The organism is Gramella sp. AN32, from assembly GCF_023718305.1.
GTDB classification, from domain to species: domain Bacteria; phylum Bacteroidota; class Bacteroidia; order Flavobacteriales; family Flavobacteriaceae; genus Christiangramia; species Christiangramia antarctica.
Genome location: NZ_QEYO01000012.1, coordinates 1 through 19,688, shown reverse-complemented (window position 1 = coordinate 19,688; position 19,688 = coordinate 1). Strand labels below are relative to the sequence as shown.

Sequence of the window (19,688 nt, the reverse complement as noted above, 5' to 3'; positions counted from 1 at the left end):
TTTTAATTTTTTTATGCTATTTACTTTTTTCGGGACTTATTTTGAAACTACAGCTGTATTCCTTGTCCAGCAATCGGTATTCTTCAAGTGGGATGTGCCCCCAACTGTTGATGCTACCCAAGCCCATTTGGGCGGTATCTATAAACAGGTTGGTGAGGTCACGCTCTTTTACTTCGGCAGCATGGCGTTGGTTGCGTTGTTCACCATCGTCAAGGTCTTCCATTAAATAGTGTAAAGCGGTGAAATTAAATGGAGTACTGGCGGTTACCTGTAGTACTATATCATCGTTCTTTATTCTCAACCATCTCACATCGCTTTTGTTCCCGGTTTCCTGCGGACGGATATAGGGGTAAAACTGTTCATCCACACTCTGATCATAATTTTTGATCAGCGCGGCTTCTTTTCTGTCAGCATAATTTTCGTGCGGACCTCGACCATAATATTCCACCTGCTTAAAGTTTTTTGGCAGGGCGATCATCATCCCTACCCTAAAAATCATGGGAGCTTCACTGTTTTCGTCTATTTTAAGATCTTGTTCCACCGTGATCTCTCCGCTGGCATTAAGTGTATAAGTAAGATCGAGGTTGGCGGAAACTTCATTTAAACGATATTTCGCTGAAACAACCGCCAATCCATTTTTTTTACTAAAATCCCAGCTTTTCAACTCCGGATTTTCCATGGCCTCTTTCCAGGGCTTCAATTTATTCTGAAGTCCTGCCCCGTAATCATTATCTGTGGGTGCACGCCAGAAATTAGGCCTTAATTCATAACCTTCGTTGATGATTTTTGTCCCTTCAAATAGATAAGCTTTTAAGAAACCGGATTTTTTATTGAAAGTAAAACTTGCTTTTTCAGAAGAAAATGTAACCTCATTTTGACCCTTTTCAAAACTTAATTCAGCAGTCCCTTGTATGTTAAGATCGGAAGTCCATTTACCATCCAATAACAGCTGCTCCTCTGCTATGGCATAGCCTTTTTTCAAAAAGGCAGTGCTTTCAGTTAAATTATAGGAAATATTCAGAAAAGCTTCCCGGTATTCTTTTCCATTTAAATCTATGGGTAGCGTGATGGTGCTGGTTTCCTGTGGGGCAATATTCAAATTTGAAAACTTCCCGTTTTCAACCACCTTTCCGTCCAGGGCCAGTTCCCAATTCAATTCCACATCACTAAGGTCTTTAAAAAACCTTTCATTGTAAATACTGATTTCACCAGTTTTGGGCTGCAGCAATTTGGTATGGATATCCTGTTGAACTTTTTTAACCTGAAACGCATGAGGATTAGGCTCCCGCTCCGGGCTAAAAACACCGTTGTTTAAAAAATTATTGGCACTGGGTACATCTTCCGGGCCAAAATCGCCACCATAAGCAAGGATCCTTGTGCCGTCTTCCAGGGTCTTATATATGGATTGATCTACCATATCCCAGATAAAACCACCCTGGAAATTCTTATGCCCTCTAATAATATCCCAATATTCTACAAAGTTTCCAATACTGTTACCCATGGCATGAGCATACTCACACATAATATAAGGCCGTTCCATATTGGGATTATTCTCAGCATATTCTCGCATATCTGAGGGGGAAGGGTACATAGGTGGGATAATATCGGTATTCCACTCTACCTGCATCTTTCCCTTATCCTGCCAGGGCAGAATGGCTCTTTCATGCTGAACGGGCCTTGTGGGGTCCATCTCTTTTATCAATTTATAGCCTCTATAAAAATTATAGCCATTCCCCGCTTCGTTCCCCATACTCCATATTATTATAGAGGGATGGTTTTTATCACGCTCTACCATCCTGGACAAGCGTTCCAGGTGAGCAGTCTCCCAACTAGGATCGTTGGCCAAAGTTCGGGTAAGTGAATATCCCATTCCATGTGATTCTATATTGGCTTCATCCACCACATAAAGACCATATTCGTCTGCTAACTCATAGAAATAGCTGTCATTGGGGTAATGCGAGGTACGTACGGCATTGAAGTTGAATTCCTTTAGCACCTTTACGTCCTGTTCCATACGTTCCCTGGACATGGTTTGACCGGTAGAGGGATCGGTATCGTGGCGGTTTACGCCCTTTAATAAAACCGGCCGCCCGTTTACCAGGAGTTGCCCATCTTTTATCTCGATTTCCCTAAAGCCTACCTTTTGATGGATCACTTCTTTAACAGCTCCTTTTTTATCCTTTAAAGTGAAGACCAGATTGTATAGGTTAGGCGCCTCGGCAGACCATTTTCGGGGATTTTTGACCGAAAAAATCAGACGGTTGTTTTTCTTCCATTGGCGGGCCAGACGCTCTTCGGTTGCCAGGAGGGTTTGTCCATCTTTTAATTCTACTTTTAAGGAATGCTTATCTCCTTCAGGCAGCTCAGGTAATTTAGTGGTTACTTTTAAAGTAGCGTCCCTATAATTATCATCCAGGTTTGGGACTACATAGAAATCCTCCAGGTGAACTTTTTCACGGGCAATTAAATAAGTCTCCCGGGTAATTCCACTCATTCGCCAAAAATCCTGATCTTCCAGAAAAGAACCATCACTCCATCGCATTACTCTAAGTGCAATTAAGTTTTCACCTGATTGAACATACTTAGTGATATCAAATTCCTGAAAAAGCTTGCTATCTTCACCATAGCCAACATACTCTCCGTTAACCCAAACTTTGAGATTGGATTTTGCCGCACCGATGTGCAGGATGATCTTTTTTTCTTTCCAATCCTGAGGAACATTTACCGTTTTGCGGTACAATCCCGTGGGGTTGTAACTTTCCGGTACGTTTGGAGGGTCAATCTCTATAAGGTTGTGCCAATCGTATTTCTCGTTGGTATAAATTGGATAACCATAACCATGCATTTCCCAGTTAGATGGAACCTTTAATTGATCCCAGGCAGCGATATCAAAATTTTCCTTATAAAACCCCGAAGGTACATCAGCAGGTTTTTCAACGAATTTAAACTGCCACTGATCATTTAAGTCCAAATAGTTATTAGAATCGCGCCAGCTGTTACTTTCTGCCAAAGCTTCATTTTCGTATACATGATATGAAGCCCGCATAGGCTCCCGGTTTTCCTGATTTACTAACTGGTTTTGATAATAAGGTCTCTCCTTTTGTGCCCATAAGACAGCGGGGCAAAGGATGATAAAAGTGAATAGGAAAAATAAAAGTTTCATAGGTGATTTGCGCATAACAAAAAATATAATATGTATGACATAATAAGGTGTTTCAAAAATAGACAAACTTATCTCATTTTCAGCCTTAATTCGATTTTGATAGAAATCATTTGTATAGTTTCTTATATATAGGGGTGCGTGCGAGAACCCCGTAATAATGGAATCCTTATAATAAAAGCCCGCGATCCAGTCCCAACCAGGAATTCCATTTTCTGGGCCTCATTTTACCATTCTATAAGGAAGGGTAACACCGGGATATTCCTTGTCCCCTCCGTTCTTATAAAAAGATTTACATAATCAACCAATTTATTTTCCTGTGCAACTAAAGAAAGGCTCATCCATAAAATTATATAGAGACCACCTAGTCTCATCTTATCAGAATAAAATTTTAACCGACTATCGCATTTTTCCTTATTTATGTCGGTCGTATTGGATTTTTTAATAAATGCCTATTATGGGCTTTCAACTATTTCGAATCTTTGATAGCCCTTAGCATTTCCGGGGTGAGCGCGTTTCCATCAAAAAAAGAAACACCCTTTGCACCATTCTCCTTTGCTAATTTTATAGCTTCAGAAATATCTTGCGGACTCATTGGGGGTACATAGATGCCGGTATGTAGGGCTACATTTTTATGCTTTAAATCTTCTACGCCTTGTTGGGTTGCCCAACCTATCCAGTCCAGTTCTTCATTATAAAAATTATTGTAGATCATGGGCAACACCGCATCTATCTCCCATTTATCCCAGCGCTGGCGTACCATATGATCTGCCATTTCAGGATATGGAAAAACCGCAGCGGTTAAATCTTTTCCGTTTTTATGGGCTATTTTGTAAGCCTGATCCACGACCTGCTTTATTTTGTTTAGCCTAAATTGTTTCCATTCAATATCGATGGCAGGGTTTTCCATTTCCTTTGGGTTTTTATGGTGTATCTTTTCAAATTCAGCCACACACACATCGCAATAGCAATAATCAAATTGTGGTAATTCCTCCTCCTGCTCTAAATCATATTTTGGCAATAAACCTATTGGCAGAAAAATATCGGGAAGGCGGATGTAATCGAGGTGAACACTGGCCACTCCTTCTACTTTGGCCAGACCTTCTACCAGGTCCAGCACATGGCCCGTGGATTCTTCCCGAGTTGGACACATCCACTGATAATACTCCACATATGGACGTTTGTCAAATGTTGACTCCCCCTTGCGGTTGACCGCATACCAGTCGGGATGTTCCAATGCAATACTGTCCCCGGGCCGGTTCATGGTAAACATCCACGCATGTACTTCGAGGCCTTCGGCTTTTGCAAGAGGTGTTAAACGGGAAAGTAAAGCAGCATCGGTCTCTGTATTGATGAGTACCGCATCAAGCCCATTCTCTTTATATTTCTTAAATTCTGAAACATACGAAGAATCAGCTCTTTTGGAATCTGCAGTAATCCAGGTCCAATATTTAAAATCTTTTTCAGCTTTTGTGGTAGTTTCTGAAAGTGTTTTTCCTCCTTTATGTGCTTGCAGATTGTCCAGGCAAGAGGTGAGAGAAAACGATAGAAGCAAAATTAAAATTAAATTTTTCATCATAATGATTCATTTATTGATGGTTTGTTAATCATGGTTTATAGAATATATCTAATCGGAATTTTCTTTTATAAAATCCCCATTTTCTTTTATGATCAGTTTGTTTCCGGTGAAGGGACTTAGTACAGAAATATTCCAACCGGTTTCGTGAATTTCAAGTTTTGGACGGACTTTCTCGCCGTCAATTTTCATCTCCCCTTTTACTAGTTTGTTTATTGGCAAAGCCCATTTTTTGTGTTTTTGATGATAAGACTTTTGCTTCCGGTACAGTTCATATAAAAACCACTTGATCTTTTCGTCTTTGGGAATCGTAAAAGCTTCCTTTCCCCCCGGTTTTTTATCTGAAAAATAAACGTAGCCCCAGTGCTCCGGCTCATGCATATTTATTACACCTTGCGGGGACCAAACCCAATTATATTCAGGTAAGTAATTTCCATTGTTATCTTGTTTACGGGAATATTTACCATCCTTTAATTGGAAATCCCAATTGACCCGTGAAAAATTGATACGCCAGAAGTCATTTGCGGGAATACTGCCATTTGGACTTGTCTCCGTTAAAACCTCCCAGGGCATGGCAATTTCAACATTCCAAAATTTGTCCTGATCGCCAGGATCGTTTAGACTGCCTTCGATATAAACAGCAGACTTCACTCCCGCGATATCCCAGCTATCTATGGCGTGCCCCCCTTCGCGATAGGCTTTTACCAACAATAAATCCCACACGGTGTTTAGGGCATTTATTTCAAATTCCATATAATTTTGGGCATCCCCGTCGGGATCGATAAAAATTTCAAAATCGTTGTTGTAAAAAATAACCGTATCGCGCTGCTTCAGCGTAGCCCATATATGCGGTTCCTCCATTTTAGTGTAGAAATACAAATATTCCTCATCCCATAGCATTTTCACATTGGTCTTGTACGCCGGAGTTTCAACGCCTTCAATGTCAATGAAATTTTCACTCCATTTTGCCAATTTCCAAGCTTCTTCGGATGCTTTTCCATCTATATTAATTTCTTCCGAAGTTTTAAAAGCCACATAGGATAATGGAGCCTGTTTTTGAGCGTACAAAAGCAAGCTGAAGAAACACCAAAATATTAGGATTACCTGTTTCATTTTAAAAAGAGTTTTTCTTTGTAAAGGCGATAATTTCGCTAATTTTTCCAAATGCCAATCCGGTAACCGTATCGGCCGCACCGTAATACAGTGCCAGTTTATCCTCTTCCATTGAATGTAGGCTGGCACAGGGAAAAATAACATTGGGAACATCCCCGGTTAATTCGTAGATTTCTGCAGGAGCCATTAAGTAGGGCTGGGACCGAAATTTCACTTTTTCGGGTTCATTTTCATCCAATAAAGCAGCCCCAATAGAATATCTAAACCCGTTACATGTAGCAATGACACCATGATAAAATAGCAACCAGCCCTCATTGGTCAAAATAGGCACCGGCCCCGCCCCTATTTTAGTACATTGCCAGGCACTTTTTTCAAATGGGGCAACTTTCATTACGCAACGATGTTCCCCCCAGTATTTCATATCCGGACTATAGCTGATATAAATATCTCCAAAGGGTGTATGACCGTTATCACTAGGTCTGCTAAGCATGGCGTATTTCCCGTTTATCTTCTTGGGAAACAACACCCCATTCCTGTTAAAAGGAAGAAAAGCATTTTCACATTGATAGAATTCTTTAAAGTCGAAGGTATATCCAATCCCGATCGTTGGACCATGATAACCATTGCACCACGTAATCCAATACCGATCTTCAATAAAAGTGACCCTGGGATCATATTTATAATCTGAGTCAATCATTTGGGTGTTTCCCGGAGCAAAGCTGATGGGTTGATGCTCAATATCCCAGTCAATACCGTTTTCGCTAAAGCCAGCAAAAATATTCATTTGCACGGCTTTGTTATCACAACGAAAAACCCCCGCATAGCCATCTTTAAATGGCACCACGGCAGAATTAAAAATACTGTTGGAAGTAGGAATTGCATAGCGGTCAATGATGGGATTCTCGCTATAACGCCAAAGTACTTCCTTGCTATTTTCAGGCTTCTCCTGCCATGGAATAAGCTTGTTTTTCATTTTTTATTACTTTTTTAGGTTCTTCAATCTTTTTCATTTTATCCAACCAGGTGAATTTGAGAATTATCGTGGTTATCCCAAATATTAAAAAGGATAGCGCTGTTTTTTCATAATCCCTCACTACCAAGTAGATTGGTAATAAGATCATACTCGATTGCCATATTATTCCTATAAAGCAATTAAGCATATCCCTTCCAAAATTGGTGTTTTTCTTTATCATAATTCCTTCAGCTTTCATATTTTCACGTACCGGTTTCCACCATCCCCAGGGGCGCACATTTTGATAAAATGACTGCAAGGTTTTTATATTGGTGGGAGGCGTTAAAAATGTGCCCAGGAACGATCCCAACAGGGAAAATAAAAATATAATAGGAAATAAATATATAGCTGGGATATGTGCAAATTCATATAATAAAGAATCCGGTAGAAAATTTCCTTTATTCTGATCCAGAAGAAATTGAAGGCTGGCTATAATAAGTCCGGCCAGCATTCCCCAGAAATACCCCCACCCATTAAATCGCCACCAAATCCATTTTAAAAAATTGGACGCTACATAGCCTCCATACAAGGCACTCGTAATCCAAAGGGTAATAGAATTTATAGAATCAGCAAAAAAGCCCATTACCACACCTAGAATCACCACAATTAAGGAGGCCAGGTGGCTTGCTTTTATATAATGCCGGTCTGTTCCTTTGGGTTTGAAATATTTTTTATAAATATCATTTACGATATAAGCCGGGCCTGCGTTCACAAAGGCAGAAAATGTTGACATAAATGCGGCCAAAAGTCCTGCAAGCAAAAGGCCTTTAATCCCTACGGGCACATGGGTATTAATAACTTTTGGGAGGATTACCTCCAAATCGTTACCGTTAATGCTCCCTTCAGCGGCCATTTGTGGAGCGATAAAAACCAAACCTATCAATACAATTGCAGCAATTAAAAGATATCTCGGAATAAAAAGGACAAGGTTGGTAAAACCACTCATATAGGCAGCATCTTTTATAGTCCTTGTCGATAAAATACGTTGCATATCATAACTTGGAGTGGGACCAGCTATACTGGCAAAAAAACCTTTAAACAGGGTCATTCCTATAAAAGCCCCAAACATTTTATAACCCTGCGAATTGATAAGGTCATTAAAAGGTTCCTTTTTCCCTTCCCAGAACCCGCTAAGTTGAGATTCAAAAGAAAGAAGTTTCCACTTTTCGGGTATTGCGGCACTTACCTCGGTATCGGTAAATGCTATAAAAGTGTAGCCCGCTACCAGGACACCGGCCAGCACCATGATGGCATACTGCAACACTTCGGTACTAACTACCGAGAACATTCCACCTTTAATGGTATAAATGGTAGTGAAGAAAATAATGAGCAAAGCGTAAGTTTGTTCTGATGTAAGGATATTAAAGTCGAACAGTTCTAATCCCAGGTCCCAGGGCAAAATCACAGTCATAAATTTGCCTACGCCTTCAAAAAAATATGCGATAAAACCTATAGAAGCAACCACTGCAAAGATGGCCACAATAAGGTGGGATGCCCGCCCTGCCCTGTTATCACCAAAACGAGTTAAGATCCATTCAGAGCCAGTCATCACCCCGGAGCGCCGTATCCAGACAGCCAGGAACATCATGACAAAAATCTGGTTCCAAATAGGCCACATCCACATAAACATAAAACTATTTACCCCATAAAGAAATAATATCCCCACCATCCATGCCGTACCGGAAACATCAAACATTCCTGAGCCATTACTTAAACCCAGGTAGTACCATTTTATAGATTTCCCCCCTAAAAAATAAGAATCGAGTCCTTTGGAAGCCTTCTTTGATACCCAGATTCCCACACCTAAAGTAACGACGATATAAAGGAATATTATTAATACATCAATTATATGCATCAGTTTTTGTTAAATTTTCCGGTGGCCCATTCTTTGTTAGGAGCATTACCCATTTCCAGTTGCAATGTCCCCCCATTCTCAAGTTGCCCATGGTTTATATAAGAACGCTCATAAACTTCGCCATTGAAGCTGGCCGATTGAATATAAAAGTTTTCGGAAGAAACATTTTTGACTTCGATGCTAAACATCTTTCCATTTTTTAAAGAAATAGTAGATTTTTCAAAGAGTGGGGATCCTATTTGATATTCGCCACTTACCGGATTAAAAGGATTAAGCCCCATGGAACTTAACACATACCAGGCAGACATTTGGCCGGCATCTTCGTTTCCACTCAGACCATTTGGGGTGGTATTGTATGGTGTTTTCAATATTTCATGCAACCAATACTGGGTTCGATAGGGTATTGAATCGGAATAATAATCGGAACTCCAATTCCAGCCATTACGCCCGTTATCAGGAATTAACTGAACCATTCCAAGGCAAATACCAGCGCATTGATATGTACGAGCATGTCCTCCAGTATTTATAAATGGATCAACAATACCTTTTACCGAATGGTTGGGGATCTTGGACTTAGCATTATTTTCACTATTCTTTTTACGGGAAGTGAAAAACAAAGTACATAAACAAGGATAAAAGCTATATTTTTTTATCATATTTGGTACAGCAGTGCGATTTTAAATGATCTTTTTTCTAAATATTAAATATTTATAAATTGGAACTCTAATAAAAGTTTATTAGACCAACAACAATTTTGGATAGCCCAACGACTTAAATAAACATTTTCGATACCAATGTCATTTTTAGGATATTTTAAGCTTAACAAACCTTTCTATCCAAACTCAGAAAGTGATTATAAAATAAAACCTATACATCATATTGTTTTTTGGGTTGTATATTTTTTATTTAATACTTTAAGATGGGGCAGTTATTACAATGATTTTTTATTTTCCCTTAAAGGCAATCTTCTGGGATTTCCCATCCACATCATATTAAGTTATTTTACTATATACTACTTAATTCCCCGTTTTGTTTATCCCCGGAAATTTCTAAAATTCGGCTTCTTGCTGTTGTTGGCGATTTTTATAATGGTACTGCTTAAGTTTGAACTTACTTTCCAGCTTATAAGTCATAACGTATGGCGGGAGGGGCCGGAAACCTCAAATTTTACCCTGGATTATGCTATTGTTATGATGTTAGGGGAATTTTATGTGATCACATTTGTGACGGCCATTAAAATAACTATAGACTGGTTACGGGAAACCAAGCGTGCATCAAGGCTTAAAAAAGAACAACTGGAAACGGAGCTACGCTTTTTACGTTCACAGATATCACCTCATTTTTTCCTTAATACCTTAAATAATATTTATGCACTGAGTTTAGAAAAATCGGAAAAAACACCCGGTATCATCTTAAAATTATCCGAACTCATGCGCTATCTCCTCTATGATACTTCAAAGAGATTACAGGATCTGGAAAAAGAAATTATGTGTGTAATTAATTACCTGGATTTGGAAAAATTAAGGCATGATGATCACCTTAAAGTCAGATTGAACATCTCAGGAGAAATTCAGCACAAAAAAATACCACCTATGTTACTTATTCCTTTCGTAGAAAACGCGTTTAAACATGGTGCCAAAAAAAACAACGGGCAGGTACTTATCGATATAGATATGTCAATTAAAAATGATTTTTTGCATTTTGAGATCACCAATGACCTTGCTCAACCAACAATCTCCAAAATCAGTTCAGAGACCGGCGGTATTGGTATAGCGAATGTAGAAAAACGCTTAAGATTAAGTTATAATGAGAATGATTATAAACTGGAATATGGTAAACAAAACGACAGGTATTGTGTATATTTCAAACTAAAAGTGGGATAGTCTCGTGACCGTTTATTCCTTTAAAAAAATCATGCTTCAAATTTTTAAAGATCACCTGCAATACCCAATGAAGGATGAGCACAATGTATTGTATTTTTCAGTTACTCAAAAAATAATAGGATGAAGTTAAACTGCGTAATTATCGATGACGAACCCTTAGCGATTAAGGTATTGTTGAATTATGCCTCCCAAGTGGAACAATTAGAAGTAACTGGAACTTTTACCAATGCCCTGCAAAGTTTAAAATTTCTACAGGAAAACGAGGTGGATCTATTATTTCTGGATATTAATATGCCCCTCATAGACGGGTTTAGTTTATTGGAAAGTCTCTCTAAAAAACCTAAAGTTATCATTACATCTGCTCATTCTGAATACGCCCTGAAAGGTTTCGAAATGGATGTGCTGGATTATATGGTAAAACCTATTTCCTTTCCAAGGTTTTTAAAGGCCGTTAATAAAATACGAAACAATTTTAATGATATAAAAATCAGCAAAGATTATATTTTCGTAAAGGTGGACACAAAGAAGATGAAAAAAATCTACCTGGATGAAATCTTTATAGTGGAGAGTTTAAAAGATTATGTAAAGATAATCACACCCTCTAAAAATTTTGTGGTTCATCAAACTTTGGCTGGGTTTACAGAAAATCTTCCAAAATCCCAATTTATTAGAATACACAGGTCCCATACAATTTCAATTGATAAAGTAACTGCCTTAGAAGGGAATCGTGTGGAAATAAATGGAACAAAATATACTATTGGCAGAAATTACCTGGAGAAAACAAGGGCAACGATTCTAAATTAGTTCTTTAAATTCTAAAGTAAACAAAAGTTTTTTTCATTATTGCCACGTTTCTTTATTAAAGGCTATGATTAAAAAATCAATGAGGTATTAGCGATGAGTTCTCTGGTGTTTTAGCGATGTAATCTATTTTAAAAACAGGGTTAAAAATATTTCGGTTATTGGTTATATGGATGAAATCTTATTCCCTCTCATAGATGTGAGCCAACAAACCAAATTTACAAGTATAACTTTAGTTAGAGATGATAACAGATCGTATAGAAAAGAATATGGAGACAATCCATAGATAATAAATTGGAAAGCAGTATTATTCAACGAGGGTCAATTTTAGTCGGCTTTCAGGCTTAAAATGATTCCGTAATAAATAAATACGTACATAATAATCAACATTTTGTTCTCCCAAGCCGGTATCATAAAAGCTTTTTTTTCTCCTGCTTTTTTTTCAATTATAATGACCCATAAATTAATATCCTATAAAACCATGGAACTACGATTATTTGGGGTTCTACATTTAATTATCCTTAATAAAATTTATAATATTTTCAATGGGTTTCTTAATAAAATGGCCAGGTATATAACCATGCTCTAATAATATTTTTTTAATTATATCTTGAGAATAATATGCAATCGATCCTACAAAATGAACCGGATATCTATCAAGCTCTTTTTTATAAGCATATAAACAAGAACTTATAAATTTAGATATATTTTCATGTAATAAATTTTCAACGAAGGATTCATTTCTGTGCTGAAAAACGAATTTGGCAAAAGTAGCCAGATATCGATTTGGATTTGGTCGCTGATATAATTGTTCTAGCACCAAATCTAAATCCGTTTGATATTCCCTTTCAAATTGCACCCTTAGGTTTTCGGGCATTGTTTTTAAATAGTAACTTTTCAAGACCTCCCGACCTAAAGCATTACCGCTTCCCTCATCTCCTAACAGATAGCCTAATGATGGATTTTTTAAATAGATGTGTTCCCCATCATAAAAGCAACAATTAGACCCGGTTCCTAAAATACAAACAATCCCCGGGTTTTGAGTGGTTGCATGAACTGCTGCAGCAATATCACCATGGATATTTATACTTTTGACAGATTTGAAAAATGATTCAAAGACATCCTTCATTTTCATATCGGCTTTAACAGTACCACAACCTGCACTATAAAAGTAAACTTTTGAAATGATATCTTTGTGAAGCATTAGTTCCTGGCTGCTTTCTATCAATTTTTCAATTTCCATTTTGGAACTGATTGTGGGATTTATACCTTCTGTACTAAAATCACATTGCCGGGATCCCTTATAATCTGTAATTATCCAATCACATTTAGTTGATCCGCTATCAGCTATTATAACCATTATAATTATTTTTTATTTACCATTGATATTCCTAAATCTTCCTGGGATTCAAGTGCAGGAAAATTAAATTATATATTCCTCAAAATTATTACTTTTGTCATACATAATACAATTAATCTATTTTTTATTTTTATGCACAAGAGACTGTTTAGTTTTCGAGAAGAAAAATTTCAAAAAAGTTTATCAGCTCAGGAAAAGAAAAAAACTCTTCAAAAAATAGAACTGGTAAAACAGTTACTATTAGGCGGGAATTCAACAATTGATAATTTGTCCAAATCTCTAAATTTGAGCTATCCATCTACCATGACTTTAGTTAACCAATTGACCCACGAAGGATTTATAAAAAAAACCAAACAAAAAAGAGACAGACATTTTGTATTAACCAATCAGCATAATTTGCTAATTTTAACAATTCACTTAAATTTTGATAAATCATACGCTCTCCTTTTTGATCAATTGGGCAATGTTATCGAAGAAATTCCTTTAAAGGATTGTGGCCTGGACACTGAAAATTTAATAAATAGCTTAACATCAATTGTCCTAAAACTTTCAGACCTATTAAATGCTAAATTTCAAAATATCCTAAGTATATCCTTCATATTGCCCATGTATGCAGAATTCCAAGGCTCCTTTCCTTCTCCTTCCACGTTTCAGGAAATCGAAGAAAATTTGGAAAAGAAATTAAGGAAAAATATATGTATTTTAAATCCTTCTTACAGTGCACAACGAGCATTCTTTGAATTAAAAAAAGAAAAAAGAGAAAATGCTCTCATACTTACCATACATAAGGAAATTGGATTAAGCATTGTATCAAACGGAAAAATGGCAGATAGACGGCATTTTCCAGGTTCTGAATTTGGTCATTCTCCCCTCTCCTTTAATGACAAACTATGTTCCTGCGGAAAAAAGAATTGTTTAGAGAACGAAGTATCGTACTCGGCGATTATAAATAAAGTAAATAAGGCACTTTTAGATGGGCAAAATTCCGTACTAAAAGTAGGAAATATTTCAATAGATTCTATATTAAATGCGGCAATAGCGGGAGATCAACTTTCTATCAAAATCTTTCATAACATAGGTTTCAACCTGGGGAAAGCAATATCTGTATTAATCCAATTAATTGCCCCAGAAAAAATAATGCTTATCAGCGATATCTATCGCGCTAAAGACTTTTTATCTAATGGTATTTCAAGTGGATTAAATTTATATTGTCCATTTTTCAAATCTGAAAATGTAATAATAGAATACCATGATTCTAATTACAAAAATTTATTCACCGGAGCATATTATGCTGCATGGGATAAAACCTTTTACAACCAATTAAAATTGATGAACTGAGCAACAATAGGCTGAAGTCTGCTAACCGTCTTGCCATATCTTATTGTTTATGTGAGAAAATTCGATTTTTGGTCATGTTACTATTGGTAGTTTTTGATTTATCTATGGTTTCCTTAATACCAGGCAATGGATATAAGGAATAATAATAACCGTCAATATCGGCACCAGCAAATAGCGGGATTTCGAGAGGAAAGTGATATTTTAGAGAGCATTTAATAAAACTAAAAAGCCGACAAATACGAGACCTTACTCATACTTGAGGTAATTACCACCGCTACCTGCACGCTGATAAAAAAATACAGATGCCAACAGAAAATATACCTGAAATTTACATTCAAAACAATAACAAAAGTCCAGATATATTTGTGTATGACTTTAGAATGACCAGTGATGTTGTTAAAAGTAAGGTCAATCTAAGCATGAATATGTTTAGCTTTCTACAAGTGGGGAAAAAACAGGTTCATTTTGCAAATACCTCTATGGCTGTAAACAATCAACAATCATTATTACTAAAAAAAGGGAATTGGCTATGGACAGAATTACTCGATACTGAAGCCATTTACTATTGTAAACTTTTCTTTTTTTCAGAAAAAAAACTCATCGAATTTTTAGGCAAGTATACTAATGATGTAAAGCCATATAAGGAGAAAGTCCCCTATTTCGTTATTGAAAACGACGACTATATTGCATCTTTTATTAACTCTTTATCGTCTAACTCCTATACAAATCGTAATTATAGTGATGTTCTAATAACTTTGAAATTTGAAGAGATCTTGCTGTATCTCCTAAACAAGTATGGTAATAAATTCGAATTTTATTTACACTCACTAATTTCTAATGAAGTTTCTCCATTCAAAAATATTGTAGAAAGTAATGTTCATTCTAATTTAAAATTGGAAGAAATTGCTTTCCTCTGTAATATGAGTCTTTCGACATTTAAGCGTCGTTTTACTTCTGAATACAACGAACCACCCGGAAAATGGCTACAGGACAAGCGTCTTCAAAAGGCCAGGGAACTACTACAAGGTGGCGAATTAAAAGCATCTGATATTTATTTAGATATTGGCTATAACAACCTGTCCAACTTTAGCGTAGCCTTTAAGAACAAATTCGGAATTAGTCCAACAGAAATTACGAATTAAAAAACAAATCATACAAGTTATTGTTTAACAGTTATTTAAAACCAATTAGAAGTTCTTAATTCACATCACCTACCCACTTTGAACTGTTTTCATAAGTTATTGAACCATATCAATAAATAAAAAAGAAACATCCCAATATATATTTGCACTGTAATTAAGAATCAAAATTAAATATATAATTATGGCAAATGTAACAAAACCTGTATTCAAGGAGAGATACGGGAACTTTATTGGCGGTAAATTCGTGGCACCTGTTAAAGGTCAGTATTTTGATAACGTATCGCCAGTAGACGGTAAAGTTTTTACACAAGCTGCACGATCAACACAAGAAGACATCGATCTTGCACTAGACGCAGCACACGAAGCGTTCCCAGTTTGGAGCACGTCTTCAGCAACAGAGCGTAGTAATGCGTTATTAAAGATCGCACAAGTAATGGAAGACAACTTCGAATACTTAGCAACTTTAGAGACCATCGATAATGGAAAACCAATTCGGGAATCCCGTGCAGCAGATATCCCTTACTGTATAGATCACTTCCGTTATTTCGCAGGTGTGATTCGTGCAGACGAAGGAAGTATTTCAGAACACGACAAAGACACAGTTAGTATTGTATTAAACGAGCCTATTGGTGTTGTTGGTGAAATTATCCCTTGGAACTTCCCAATGTTAATGCTAGCTTGGAAAATAGCTCCGGCTTTAGCAGCAGGTTGTACGGCGGTTGTAAAACCAGCAGAACAAACTCCTACTAGTGTTATCGCATTAATGGAACTTATAGGTGACATTTTACCTGCAGGTGTATTAAACATCGTAACTGGTTTTGGTGCAGAAGCTGGTGCAGCATTAGCTACATCTACTCGTATCGCAAAACTTTCATTCACTGGTTCTACGGAAACAGGTCGTAAAGTACTGCACAATGCAGCTGAAAATATTATTCCTGTAACTATGGAATTAGGAGGAAAGTCTCCAAATATTTTTTTCCCATCTGTAGCAGACCACGATGACGAATTCTTTAGTAAATCTATTGAAGGCGCCTTAATGTTCGCATTAAACCAGGGAGAAATTTGTACGGCACCAACACGTATTTTAGTGCACGAGGATATTGCTGATCTTTTTATCGAGAAAATGCAAGAGCGTTTAAAAGAAGTTAAAACAGGAAACCCATTAGATCCTGAAACGATGATCGGTTCTCAAGTATCTAAACCACAATACGAAAAAATCCTTAACTATATCAATATTGGTAAAGAAGAAGGTGCAACTGTATTAGCTGGTGGTGAGGCTGGAAACTACGAGGGTGAACTTTCTGAAGGGTATTACGTTCAACCTACGGTATTAAAAGGCGATAATAATATGCGTGTATTCCAGGAAGAAATTTTTGGTCCTGTTGTCGCTTTAACAACTTTCAGTTCTACTGAAGAAGCTATCGCAATCGCAAACGATACACCTTACGGTTTAGGTGCCGGGGTTTGGTCTCGTGATGCTCACGAATTATTCCAGGTTCCTCGTGCTATTCGCGCTGGTAGAGTTTGGGTAAACCAATACAATACCTATCCTGCTCACGCTCCCTTTGGTGGCGTTAAAGAATCTGGATTTGGTCGTGAAAACCATAAAATGGCTTTAGATCATTACCGTGTTGCAAAAAACATGTTGATCTCTTACGACAAGAAACCAATGGGATTCTTTTAATTGAAACTTAATAAAATAAGTTTATAATAGAAACCCCGGTTATGCCGGGGTTTTATTGTTCAAGGCCTTAATTACAACACTAACAACATTAAATATCATGAAAAAAATATTCTTTTTATTTCGTTATGTAAGCTGGACAGCCATCATAGGATCACTACTTGGCTCCCTGCTCCTTTTTATTGTAGGGGCTTTAAAAACCATTAATGCATTTAGAGTGGTTGTCTTTAATTACATTCCAGAAGACAAGGCACATCTACATCCCGCAGATATAGCAACTACGTATCTTATAAAATCTTTAGATACGTTTTTAATTGCCCTGGTGCTTTTTATTTTTGCGCATGGTGTTTACAGTTTATTTATTTCAAACAAAAAATATGATGACGGAAAAAACGTTCTAAAATGGATAAGAACACCAAATATTGGTCATTTAAAAAATGTACTTGCAGAAGTTATTGTCATTATCCTTTTTGTAAAATTTCTGGAGGTAGTTTTTGTGAATATCGATAACCTTAAATGGGAAATTGTGATACTTCCTATTTCAATCCTTCTACTAGCTCTTGGTTTAAAGTTTCTAAACCTCAATAAAGAAGATAATATTAATAAGAAAAACTAAAATTTATGAAAGCAATTCAACATCTAGAATGCAATGCGAATGAATTAAAACCAGTGTAGTGCTTTGTCCATATCAAGAAATCTCTATTAGTTTTTAAGCCAGAGTTCAAAAAAGGAAAGAACTCATACTTACCGGCTTAACCATTTTATTTCCTGGTTTCTAAAATTACACTATTTCGACAATTCCCGTTACCCACCTGCAGGCTGGGCAGGTTTGCGATGAACTGACTTGTTGTTCACTGTTTATTTCAATTCATTATCTAATTTAGCAAGACTTAATCCAAGCTTATCTTTTTGTTCCAAGCTATTTTTTTCATTATTAAACAAAATAGAAAATAGATCACAAAGTAAATTATTCTCAATTTCAAACTCTTTCATTAAATTCCATTCCTGAATGACTACTACAACCGCATTTATTTCCGGAATGACCATTAAGTATTGTCCGCCTTTACCTCTAGCTGTGTAAATTTTATGTCCCTGGTAGTTTAGAATCCACCAACAGTATCCGTATCCCTCTTCATAATAGTCATCTAGTATTCTAAATTCAGAACTGGAATCGGTATAATTGGTAAATGATTTATCTATCCAATTTTCGCTAACTATTTGTTTTGAACCTACCTTTCCTTTGTTTAGATATACCTGTCCAATCCTTGCTAAATCCCTCGCTGTATAATATGATTCTCCGCCTCCACAGTAATAGCCATCTTGCAATCTCCAAAAACCATTCTTAATACCAATAGGCTCAAAAAAATGCTCTTGCGCAAACTCTTTGGTACTTTGTGAAGTAGATTTAGTAACAATTGCAGATAATAGCGCTTGAGAACCAGTAAAGTATTTGAAATTAGTGCCGGGTTTTTTATTTATACCAATCTCAACCAAGCATTCTTTTGGTGTTGAATAGGCATCCCAATGTGCAAATCCACCTTTCATTGTCAGCAAATGTTTTAGTGTAAGATCATTTTTCGGACTATCTACCTGATTTTGATATTCAGGGAAATACTTCATCACTTTTTCTTCTTCTGAAGGAATCATTCCCTTGTCAATTCCAATTCCAACCAGTGCAGAAGTAATAGATTTAGTTATGGAATGTATATTAAAAGCATTGTATTTATCTGTCCCTTTAAAATATTTTTCTATAATAAGTTTATCATCCTGCACTACTAACAAACCCCTTAGGCGTTTCCAATTTTTCAGTTTCGAATAATAGTTACCTAATGTTACGATATCATAATTATATGCTGCAGGTTTTGCCTTGCGCCATTCAAAAGGCTCATGACCAACCCTAAATGATTGAGAAGAATTTAAAGGTAAATTTAAGCGTATAGGGTGCCATTCATTATAATAATTCAACACATTTACTGATATCATCAAAATAACAACAAAACTAAATCCATAAATCGCTTTTTTTCTACGATTCTTTTTCCAGAACAACAAGATAATAGTATAAGTCAGCAATAAAAAAGAAGCTATATATTCATCGATATTGGGGTAGGGATGATTGAAGTAGCCACTCTTAGTTATGAAACAAGCATATATTAAAAGTAATGTAGCTAAGGAGAATATTGCTAAATGTTTTTTCAAAGACTTCGAATTTTCCAGGTTTACATTGTTATGACAATGTAATCTAATTTCTTAGTTAGTTAGCGCATTTCGGAAATAGCGCACAACAGGAGTCTGCGCAACAACCCCGTTTTTTATAAAAAAAGCATCTTCCAGTGTAGTTTAGGTAAATTAGGGGAAGTTTTGTTGAACTGCAATTTTGGGCCTTGAAGATTAGGGGTGTATGCAGGTAGGCATACCTTGGCCAGAATTGGACGGAAAATGGTCAAAATCTTAGGGCGAAGCTCTTTGGTACTGTTCTTCAGCTTTTTTACTCCAAGGATGGATATAAGTCTCCTAAGCTTGTAACAGATTATGCTAGGGTTCACTTCTAAGAGCGAGGCGTTCTTGACGGCTTAACGATTTTGTTTGTTATGGAAACTAATTTAGTTCTTTTCTATAAAACCCGCCATTTTCGTTATATGTTGTTGAACTAAACCTAAAGGTAGCTTCAAGCAATCATTAGATCACTATTCACTACCTTTAAGTAGGTATTAACATAAGATTGAAAGTTATGAAAAAAAAGTAGTACCCTCATTGAGAGGGCCTGTAT

At 36.6% G+C, this 19,688-nt stretch carries 14 protein-coding genes; 6 read left to right on the top strand and 8 right to left on the bottom strand.

What is annotated here, in order from left to right; genetic code table 11:
• Positions 1-16 precede the first annotated feature (16 nt).
• The 6 genes from DHD80_RS13255 to DHD80_RS20015 all read right to left on the bottom strand — a co-directional run bounded on the left by DHD80_RS13255 (position 17) and on the right by DHD80_RS20015 (position 9,372).
• Complete coding sequence (locus DHD80_RS13255) at positions 17-3,163, bottom strand: glycoside hydrolase family 2 TIM barrel-domain containing protein (RefSeq protein WP_251741856.1); 3,147 nt, start codon at positions 3,161-3,163, stop codon at positions 17-19.
• Between the two features lie 466 nt (positions 3,164-3,629).
• Positions 3,630-4,736, bottom strand: a complete 1,107-nt coding sequence (locus DHD80_RS13250; protein WP_251741991.1) for a putative glycoside hydrolase — start codon at positions 4,734-4,736, stop codon at positions 3,630-3,632.
• Between the two features lie 51 nt (positions 4,737-4,787).
• Positions 4,788-5,849: a carbohydrate-binding family 9-like protein gene (locus DHD80_RS13245; protein ID WP_251741855.1), complete on the bottom strand. Its 1,062-nt coding sequence runs from the start codon at positions 5,847-5,849 to the stop codon at positions 4,788-4,790.
• Between the two features lies 1 nt (position 5,850).
• On the bottom strand, positions 5,851-6,822 hold the full coding sequence (locus DHD80_RS13240; RefSeq protein ID WP_251741854.1) for a glycoside hydrolase family 130 protein: 972 nt from the start codon (positions 6,820-6,822) through the stop codon (positions 5,851-5,853).
• Positions 6,785-8,716 (bottom strand): sodium:solute symporter family protein, encoded by a 1,932-nt coding sequence (locus tag DHD80_RS13235; RefSeq protein WP_251741853.1) that lies wholly within the window; start codon positions 8,714-8,716, stop codon positions 6,785-6,787. Before DHD80_RS13235 ends, DHD80_RS13240 begins: the two co-directional genes overlap by 38 nt.
• Positions 8,716-9,372 (bottom strand): glycoside hydrolase domain-containing protein, encoded by a 657-nt coding sequence (locus DHD80_RS20015; protein ID WP_347709971.1) that lies wholly within the window; start codon positions 9,370-9,372, stop codon positions 8,716-8,718. The genes DHD80_RS13235 and DHD80_RS20015 overlap by 1 nt, the downstream gene beginning before the upstream one ends.
• A gap of 432 nt (positions 9,373-9,804) precedes the next feature.
• Between DHD80_RS20015 and DHD80_RS13225 the strand changes: the two genes are divergently transcribed.
• Together DHD80_RS13225 and DHD80_RS13220 are read left to right on the top strand one after the other, a co-directional pair.
• Positions 9,805-10,599, top strand: a complete 795-nt coding sequence (locus tag DHD80_RS13225; RefSeq protein ID WP_347709970.1) for a histidine kinase — start codon at positions 9,805-9,807, stop codon at positions 10,597-10,599.
• A 120-nt stretch (positions 10,600-10,719) separates the two neighbouring features.
• Complete coding sequence (locus DHD80_RS13220; protein ID WP_251741851.1) at positions 10,720-11,403, top strand: response regulator; 684 nt, start codon at positions 10,720-10,722, stop codon at positions 11,401-11,403.
• Positions 11,404-11,911: 508 nt separating this feature from the next.
• Here the strand turns inward: DHD80_RS13220 and DHD80_RS13215 are convergent.
• Complete coding sequence (locus DHD80_RS13215) at positions 11,912-12,643, bottom strand: N-acetylglucosamine kinase (protein WP_251741850.1); 732 nt, start codon at positions 12,641-12,643, stop codon at positions 11,912-11,914.
• Positions 12,644-13,063: 420 nt separating this feature from the next.
• Between DHD80_RS13215 and DHD80_RS13210 the strand changes: the two genes are divergently transcribed.
• The 4 genes from DHD80_RS13210 (at position 13,064) to DHD80_RS13195 (ending at position 17,537) form a co-directional block, all read left to right on the top strand.
• Positions 13,064-14,098, top strand: a complete 1,035-nt coding sequence (locus tag DHD80_RS13210; protein WP_251741848.1) for an ROK family protein — start codon at positions 13,064-13,066, stop codon at positions 14,096-14,098.
• A 302-nt stretch (positions 14,099-14,400) separates the two neighbouring features.
• Positions 14,401-15,240, top strand: a complete 840-nt coding sequence (locus tag DHD80_RS13205) for an AraC family transcriptional regulator (protein WP_251741846.1) — start codon at positions 14,401-14,403, stop codon at positions 15,238-15,240.
• A 181-nt stretch (positions 15,241-15,421) separates the two neighbouring features.
• The gene (locus DHD80_RS13200; protein ID WP_251741844.1) at positions 15,422-16,924 is read left to right on the top strand and encodes an aldehyde dehydrogenase family protein; all 1,503 of its coding nucleotides are present in this window, start codon (positions 15,422-15,424) and stop codon (positions 16,922-16,924) included.
• A gap of 97 nt (positions 16,925-17,021) precedes the next feature.
• Positions 17,022-17,537: a YqhA family protein gene (locus DHD80_RS13195; RefSeq protein WP_251741842.1), complete on the top strand. Its 516-nt coding sequence runs from the start codon at positions 17,022-17,024 to the stop codon at positions 17,535-17,537.
• A gap of 242 nt (positions 17,538-17,779) precedes the next feature.
• Here DHD80_RS13195 and DHD80_RS13190 read toward each other — a convergent pair whose 3' ends face one another.
• A complete protein-coding gene (locus tag DHD80_RS13190; RefSeq protein WP_251741840.1) occupies positions 17,780-19,117 on the bottom strand; it encodes a serine hydrolase in 1,338 nt (445 codons plus the stop codon).
• Positions 19,118-19,688: the final 571 nt, after the last annotated feature.

Excerpts from the sequence above, each read along its gene's own strand:
- DHD80_RS13245 (WP_251741855.1), bottom strand. The coding sequence starts at position 5,849 with ATGAAACAGGTAATCCTAATATTTTGGTGTTTCTTCAGCTTGCTTTTG.
- DHD80_RS13255 (WP_251741856.1), bottom strand. The coding sequence starts at position 3,163 with ATGAAACTTTTATTTTTCCTATTCACTTTTATCATCCTTTGCCCCGCT.
- DHD80_RS13210 (WP_251741848.1), top strand. The coding sequence starts at position 13,064 with ATGACTTTAGTTAACCAATTGACCCACGAAGGATTTATAAAAAAAACC.
- DHD80_RS13205 (WP_251741846.1), top strand. The coding sequence starts at position 14,401 with ATGCCAACAGAAAATATACCTGAAATTTACATTCAAAACAATAACAAA.
- DHD80_RS13240 (WP_251741854.1), bottom strand. The coding sequence starts at position 6,822 with ATGAAAAACAAGCTTATTCCATGGCAGGAGAAGCCTGAAAATAGCAAG.
- DHD80_RS13225 (WP_347709970.1), top strand. The coding sequence starts at position 9,805 with ATGGTACTGCTTAAGTTTGAACTTACTTTCCAGCTTATAAGTCATAAC.
- DHD80_RS13235 (WP_251741853.1), bottom strand. The coding sequence starts at position 8,716 with ATGCATATAATTGATGTATTAATAATATTCCTTTATATCGTCGTTACT.
- DHD80_RS13195 (WP_251741842.1), top strand. The coding sequence starts at position 17,022 with ATGAAAAAAATATTCTTTTTATTTCGTTATGTAAGCTGGACAGCCATC.
- DHD80_RS20015 (WP_347709971.1), bottom strand. The coding sequence starts at position 9,372 with ATGATAAAAAAATATAGCTTTTATCCTTGTTTATGTACTTTGTTTTTC.
- DHD80_RS13250 (WP_251741991.1), bottom strand. The coding sequence starts at position 4,736 with ATGAAAAATTTAATTTTAATTTTGCTTCTATCGTTTTCTCTCACCTCT.
- DHD80_RS13215 (WP_251741850.1), bottom strand. The coding sequence starts at position 12,643 with ATGGAAATTGAAAAATTGATAGAAAGCAGCCAGGAACTAATGCTTCAC.
- DHD80_RS13200 (WP_251741844.1), top strand. The coding sequence starts at position 15,422 with ATGGCAAATGTAACAAAACCTGTATTCAAGGAGAGATACGGGAACTTT.
- DHD80_RS13220 (WP_251741851.1), top strand. The coding sequence starts at position 10,720 with ATGAAGTTAAACTGCGTAATTATCGATGACGAACCCTTAGCGATTAAG.